The following is a 6,432-nucleotide window of genomic DNA, read 5'->3' as shown; positions in this document are numbered from 1 at the left end:
GTTCATCTCTTCGATTGTCAGGGGATATCCTCTACTGTCGGCAAAAAATAAAAACTCTTCTGCAGCGAGTTGCACTGAATGGGCGTTTTCTAGGACTTGAACCCTATAATTGGCTGTTTGAACTAGAAAAGACAGGTCTATTTTCCATTCATTTCCGTGTTTTTCGAAAAAGATCGTATCGGTCGCATTGTTTTGATAACGGACAGTGACAAAAGCTTTAAGAGAGTCAATCTTTTGTTCTGCCTCAATTACAAAATTTCTGTCAAGTTCGAAATATTTGGGGATTTTCTGGAAATAGAGCGCTATCAATTGTGTGTCGTTCTTTGATAATACTTCTTCCAGAGAAATTCCGTAAACTTCGATCATTTTATTTTTGAGCAACGAATCGTCGTCCACGATTTGTTTTATAGAATGGAGGTGTTCTTCAATGTTGTCTGAGAGCTTTTCGATCGTCAATGGGGTGAGCATCTCTACAGCCCCTTCGTAATCTCCGACATCGATAAAGGCGAAATACCGATCTAAAACCTGTGTAAACTCGGCATTTTCAACTGATTCAGGGACTTGACCGGAGCATGAAAACAGAGCGGTAAACAAAATTGGCAAAAGAATTTTGTACATTTATTATTCCTTTTTTTGGGATTGTCTTTTTTCGACAATAATAGTGCATTTTGTAGCCAGAGCCGCTATTGCGCCCGCGGCCGCGAGCATTGGAGAAAGGAAAATGCCGACGACGCCTACCGTAAGGGGAAACTCTGCGACAGTTTCCCCTTTTTCGTTTTGAATTATGATTTTTTTTGCGTTGCCTTCTTTCAGAATTTCATTGATTTTTTTTACGAGTTCGTCGGCTTTTACTTCGAATCTTTCCTGATTGGAGTTGTTTTCCACAGTTGCCTCCCAGTTAAAAATATTACATTAAGCTATTTTAAGGCAGGTTGAAAGAAAGGGCAATATGAGAGGGTTAAGGTGGAAGGCTGGACTGTTTACGGTCCAACCCTGCTGTTCTCTGGGCATGACCCCCGCAGTTTTAGCTCCAAAGACTCGGAGTTACTGTTTCATAACATTTTTACAATGCCTTGTAAAGTATTTTATGACGTTAATTAAAGGGTTTTTGCAGTTAATAAAATTTTTGGTGTATATTCTATTTAAAAAATCCTAATTCTTATATTGGCCCTTGAACATCAACTTCTCTGTCAGATTTGCGTGTCAGTCCGAAAAACCCAAGTATCAAAAGGCTTGAAACCAGATACAATGCGCTTGTTGTAAAAAAGGGCAGGGTGTATGAAAACCTCTCGATTAGAAATCCGCCTATACTCGCACTGACGCCCCTGCCTGCCGTCCAGGCAATTACCAGCAAAGCATTGGTCAGGGGCTGTTCATCCTTGTGTACCTGTTCCATAGCGTAGTTGGTGAAAAGGGGCTGAGCCATGTTCATGAGTGCCGCTCGGACTAGAAAAGCGAGGACCGCGAAGTAAAAATTAGTTGTCATCCCCATGATTAAAAGAAAAGGGATAGACAGAAACTGTGAATAGACTACGGTTTTTATCTTACCGAGTTTTTCAGCGAGCAGTGGAGATAAAAGAATACCAGATATCATCAAAAACTGGGAGCCGGCGAATACGATGCCAATCATTTTTGTCGAGGCGGAAAACAACTCATCGAAGTATAGATTTATGAACGGGATACTCAACCCCGCGCCTAAACCGGTCACCAGGTTCGGAAGGAACAATCGGACAACAACTTTTTTCTCTGTTTTGAACTTGAACTTGTCGTTTTTAATTTCCTTTTCAGAACATTCCCTGATCAGAAGATACGGCAGTAAAGCGATTAGAACAAGACCACCGAATATAAAAAGCGTGTAACGGTATGTTACGTGCGGAACAAGTCCGAGTCTCGCTATAATTCCTGGCAGAAAACCCCCTATGACGCTTCCGAGAACCCCGGCTATGAGTTGAGCGGCGAAGTTCATACTGAAAAGGTAAGGTCTTTCTTTTGGCGTGGAATTTCTCATGAAAAAAGGTGCGGCGGCTATTTGAAAAAAAACTGTGAAAATACCCGATAGTATTCCGCCGGTGATTATCATGTTGTAGTTGAACCCGACGATCTGTATGAAGTACGTGAAAATAGTCAAAGGTGTAGAAAGAAGAAGAATTTTCTTTATCGATATTTTTCTTATCAGAATCGAGGCAGGAATTGCCATTAAAAGCGTACCCATGGTGGTCGCGGTGATTATGTGCCCGATTCCCGTTTCGTCTATGTCTATAGATTTCAAATAGAGGTTAAAAAGAAGCGTAAACCCCGAAAAACCCATACCGACGAAAAAAGAGCCAGCCAAGAAAAGCTTGGCGTTTCTCGAAAACAGTTTCAGGCTTCCTGCGTATATCGCTATCGCCTTGATGAATTTTCCGTGTATGAATTTCAGCATTTTTAAGTAGTCCTAATTATATTGAATATTTTGGATAAAGATATTTTTTTCTAAAATTTGTCACACATCTTCAAAAAATACGTCTAATTTAATAGTGGAAAAAAAAGGAGGAAAATTGAAAATGATATTCTTGTCGTTGTTTTTTGTTCCATCCCTGATATTGGGCACGATAATAAACGTGCCGAATGACTACACGAGCATACAGCAGGCAATAAATTCCGCGCTGGATTTTGACACGGTATTAGTTGAGCCGAACAGGTATTATGAAAATATCAGGTTTTTCGGGAAAAAAATAACTGTGGCAAGCAACTTCTTGACAACAGGAGACAATTCTTATATCTCCAGCACAATAATTGACGGGAGCAATCCTTATCATCCTGACACGGCGTCTTGCGTTAGATTCATCGACCATGAGGACACAAATTCAGTTCTATGCGGTTTCACTTTGACCGGAGGCACGGGGACTGTCTGGCCGGATGTCCACAGCGGCGGAATTTTGTTCAGGGAAGGAGGGGGAATATTTATAGATTCGGCCTCCCCCGTTATAAAAGCCAATTTAATAGTGAACAACAACGTGCAGGTCTCATCAGGTCTTCACAGCGCAGGAGGCGGAGGTATCAGAATTGCCGATGCGAGCCCGAGAATAACATCAAATGTCATAATGCTCAACTATGGCAGGTACGGAGCGGGCGTATCTGAATTTTATTCGCATAGCGTCATAAGAAACAACTTGATAATGCTAAACGAAGGAGGTGATGACTACGGAGGATCAGGTATCTGGGTCTGGGGGGCTGTCGATGACACGGCTTTAATAGAAAACAACACGATAGTGAACAACGTTTCTATCCAGAGAGGAGGGGGTGTAAGGGTATACGGAAGCGTAGCTGTTTTGAAAAACTGTGTGGTTTGGGGAAATATGTCATACAGCGGAGGAAATCCCAACATATATCTCACTGCCGGAGGAAGGGTTGCAGTGGATTACTGCTGTGTAGAAAACGGATACGCAGGTACGGGTAACATCGGGTCAGATCCTTGTTTTGCTGATACGAATAAACATTTGAGCGTGTCTTCTCCTTGCGTAGACTCCGGGGATCCAACTTCACCGTCTGATCCTGAAGATTCGTTAAATCCGGGGTACGCGCTTTATCCGTCAATGGGTTTATTGAGAACCGATATGGGCGCGTACGGAGGGCCGGAGAGGATAGATTTTCCTGATATTACAAGTTATGTAGGTGTTGAAGATAACGCGGGTGGAGTTATCGGATATGGCAAAAATATGTTCAGTATCTTTCGAATTGGCGAAGGGTTTAGGGTATTTTTCCAGATGGAATCACCCAAAGTTGTAGACTTGAAAATTTACGAATCAAACGGATCTCTCAGAGAGATTCTTTTGGAAAATGAGATGATTACTGGAGAGCGTTCCTTGGAATTCAGATTTGAAAATTTTCCCCATGGGATATACTTTTTTGTAATGCAAGCGGGAGAAATGATACAATCTAGAAAGGTTTCAGTTCTATGGTGAAAGGGTCTATGCAAAATAAAACTATTTTGGAGAATGAAGATGATTTTGTCCTTATAGACCAGGTGCTGGAAGGAAAAGTTTTGTCGCTTGAGAAGCTTATCCAGAAGTACCAATCCTATGTGTTCAACGTCTCTCTGAGAATGCTGGGAAATTTTGAGGATGCCAGAGATGCTACGCAGGAAATTCTCATTAAAGTTATAACAAACCTCAAAGGATTCAGAAAAAAGAGCTCCTTCAAAACCTGGCTTTTCAGAATAATGATGAATTATCTTCTTGACGCTCAAAAGACACGTTCGGAAAAGCAACTGGTTTCATTCGGCCAATATTCTGAAATTATTCAAAATTCGAAGGATGCTACACTCAAAGCCAGCGAGACCGAAGCAAAAATTCTCTACGAAGAGACGAGAAATCACTGCCTTATGGGTATGATTTTATGCCTGGACAGAAAGCACAGGTTTGTTTTTATCCTCGGAGAAATCTTGGGATTTGACGGCTTTGAAGGGGCTGAAATCGTAGGTATCTCACCGGAGAATTTCAGAAAAATGCTGTCCCGCGCGAGAAAAAAAATCTATTCATTTATGAAAAATAACTGCGGGCTTGTAGACCCCAAAAATCTTTGCAGGTGCGAATTGAAAGCACATATACTCTTTAAACCGAGCAGCGCGGATTCGATTCAGCAAAGCAGAGAAGGGACTTTTGGTGAATTAAGAGATAAATGCTCGAACAAAACTGTTGATCTGGACAGATGGTTCGAAGAGACGAGTGGAAAGCTTTTTTCTCTACAACCTATTTATAAGTCCCCGGATTTTTTTCTACAAGTCAGAAAAATCATAGACCAGGAAAAACTCGAAACTATTCTTCAAATGTAAATGTCCGCCCAAAAAGATTTTCAAATCGTTTTTTCTGGTTTTGGATTGTCTAAGTAATTCTGTAATTATGCTTTAAGTTTATTTTCCTGATTAAAGTGTTTTCGTACATCGTGTGTATTTACCTATGGGTTTAAAACTTACCTATAAGTGTCACTGTCATATATAGTTTATACTTAATGTAGCTGAATATTTCTTAAAAAAAATTATATGTTTATTACCTCGGTTAATCCTTCAATTGCTTTCTCAATTATTTCAGGTGCTGGTCTATCGATTTTGCCACAATCCTTATGCCGAAAGGGTTCTGATCTGACTGATTTTTAGCCATAATTTTTTAGGAAATTTTGTATTTTCGATTTACAACCTTAAAGGGAAAATCGCTGTTTGAGACCGGCTTGTTGCTGATAGGGCTATTACGGTTTCAATTTTTTTTTATGATGGATGGAGTTTTAATAATTCTTTGGCTAAATTTGTTTTCTGTATTTTTATCAACTTTTCTTCCAATGATTTTTGTATAGCCTGGATTCTGTTTTTAAAAGCCTTTTTTCTTACAAGTTAATCTATGTTTTTGAGGAATTTTTCGTCAAAAGTGATAGAAATTTTAATTTTTTTCATAATTGTTTTCGGTATGATAATACATCATACCTTTCAATTGTGAATTCATTTGTTGGGGCAAACAGAAAATTTATCAATAGAAAATGAAATGGTTCCAAAATTTTACTATAATTCAACTTAATGAGATGCTCTATGAGAAAATCAAAGCTTGTATCTCTTTTAGTTGTGCTAACCCTAATGAGTTGTGCGAAGCAAAAAGAAAAAGAGATATACAAATTTGAAAAAATACTTGAAATTGACGGAAACGAGAATCCTTTTTTTACGCCAACAGGTTTTGAAATCGACAATAAAGGCAGATATTTAGTATTGGATCACATGGCATCAAGAATCTTTTTGTTTAATGACAGTGGCGGATTGATATCCGAATTCGGCGGAAAAGGCGAAGCGCCGGGAGAATTTTCTTTTTTGAGACCAAGATTAGACAGAGATACTGCAGGATTCTTTTACTTCATAGATCAAATGAACAAGATTGTAATCTTTAATTCTGAAATGGAGTACTTTCGAACATTTATTATTCCAGGAGGTGTCATCTTCGATGTTGCTGCGCTGGACACTTCACATATTTATGTAAATCAAGCTCTGTCAATTGCAAAAGAAAGCGAAAACGTTATTTTATTGTTGAATTCCAGGGGTGAAGTCCTTGGTGAATTTGGTGTCATTGATAAAGATATAAAAGAAATGGATCTATGGAAAGCAAACGCTTACAGGTCATGCGCTATGGAACTAGACGAAGAAAGCAATTTATATTACACGAGCATAGCTGATTATCGAATTTATAAGTACGATCCAAGCGGGAATCTAATGTTTTCGGTTAAAGGCAACACTCCCTATGAAGTTATTTTCAGCGAAGATCATAATTTTAATTCTATCGTTTGGGATATGCGTATTCGAAGAGGAAAAATCTTTGTTCTCTGGGCGCAGGGTGGAGAAGAGAGGGGGCACAGGGTGGATGTTTTTGATAAAGATGAAGGATTGTTTCTGGGTTACTTCTATACAGGGATTCCTTC

The 6,432-nt window shown here is 39.4% G+C and carries 6 protein-coding genes; 3 read left to right on the top strand and 3 right to left on the bottom strand.

Features of this window, described 5'->3' with window-relative positions; all coding sequences use genetic code 11:
- The 3 genes from JXA84_00575 to JXA84_00565 all read right to left on the bottom strand — a co-directional run.
- The coding region (locus JXA84_00575; protein MBN1149699.1) for a hypothetical protein at positions 1 to 618 on the bottom strand (618 nt) is incomplete at its 3' end.
- Positions 619 to 621: 3 nt separating this feature from the next.
- Complete coding sequence (locus JXA84_00570) at positions 622 to 885, bottom strand: DUF4342 domain-containing protein (protein MBN1149698.1); 264 nt, start codon at positions 883 to 885, stop codon at positions 622 to 624.
- Positions 886 to 1,159: 274 nt separating this feature from the next.
- Entirely contained in the window at positions 1,160 to 2,422 is a 1,263-nt protein-coding gene (locus tag JXA84_00565; GenBank protein MBN1149697.1) for an MFS transporter, read from the bottom strand.
- Between the two features lie 115 nt (positions 2,423 to 2,537).
- Between JXA84_00565 and JXA84_00560 the strand changes: the two genes are divergently transcribed.
- From JXA84_00560 to JXA84_00550, 3 genes are all read left to right on the top strand, one after another.
- Positions 2,538 to 3,944, top strand: a complete 1,407-nt coding sequence (locus tag JXA84_00560) for a hypothetical protein (GenBank protein ID MBN1149696.1) — start codon at positions 2,538 to 2,540, stop codon at positions 3,942 to 3,944.
- 8 nt (positions 3,945 to 3,952) lie between these two features.
- The gene (locus JXA84_00555; GenBank protein ID MBN1149695.1) at positions 3,953 to 4,813 is read left to right on the top strand and encodes an RNA polymerase sigma factor; all 861 of its coding nucleotides are present in this window, start codon (positions 3,953 to 3,955) and stop codon (positions 4,811 to 4,813) included.
- Between the two features lie 744 nt (positions 4,814 to 5,557).
- Positions 5,558 to 6,432: hypothetical protein (locus JXA84_00550; GenBank protein ID MBN1149694.1), on the top strand; the 875-nt coding region annotated here is incomplete at its 3' end.

The organism is candidate division WOR-3 bacterium, from assembly GCA_016926475.1.
Taxonomy (GTDB): domain Bacteria; phylum SDB-A; class SDB-A; order SDB-A; family SDB-A; genus JAFGIG01.
Note: the sequence above shows the minus strand (reverse complement) of the source record. Positions and strands in the feature narration are given on the sequence as shown.

Bases quoted from the DNA above. Each gene is read 5' to 3' on its own strand.
- JXA84_00565 (MBN1149697.1), bottom strand. From the start codon at position 2,422: ATGCTGAAATTCATACACGGAAAATTCATCAAGGCGATAGCGATATAC.
- JXA84_00555 (MBN1149695.1), top strand. From the start codon at position 3,953: ATGCAAAATAAAACTATTTTGGAGAATGAAGATGATTTTGTCCTTATA.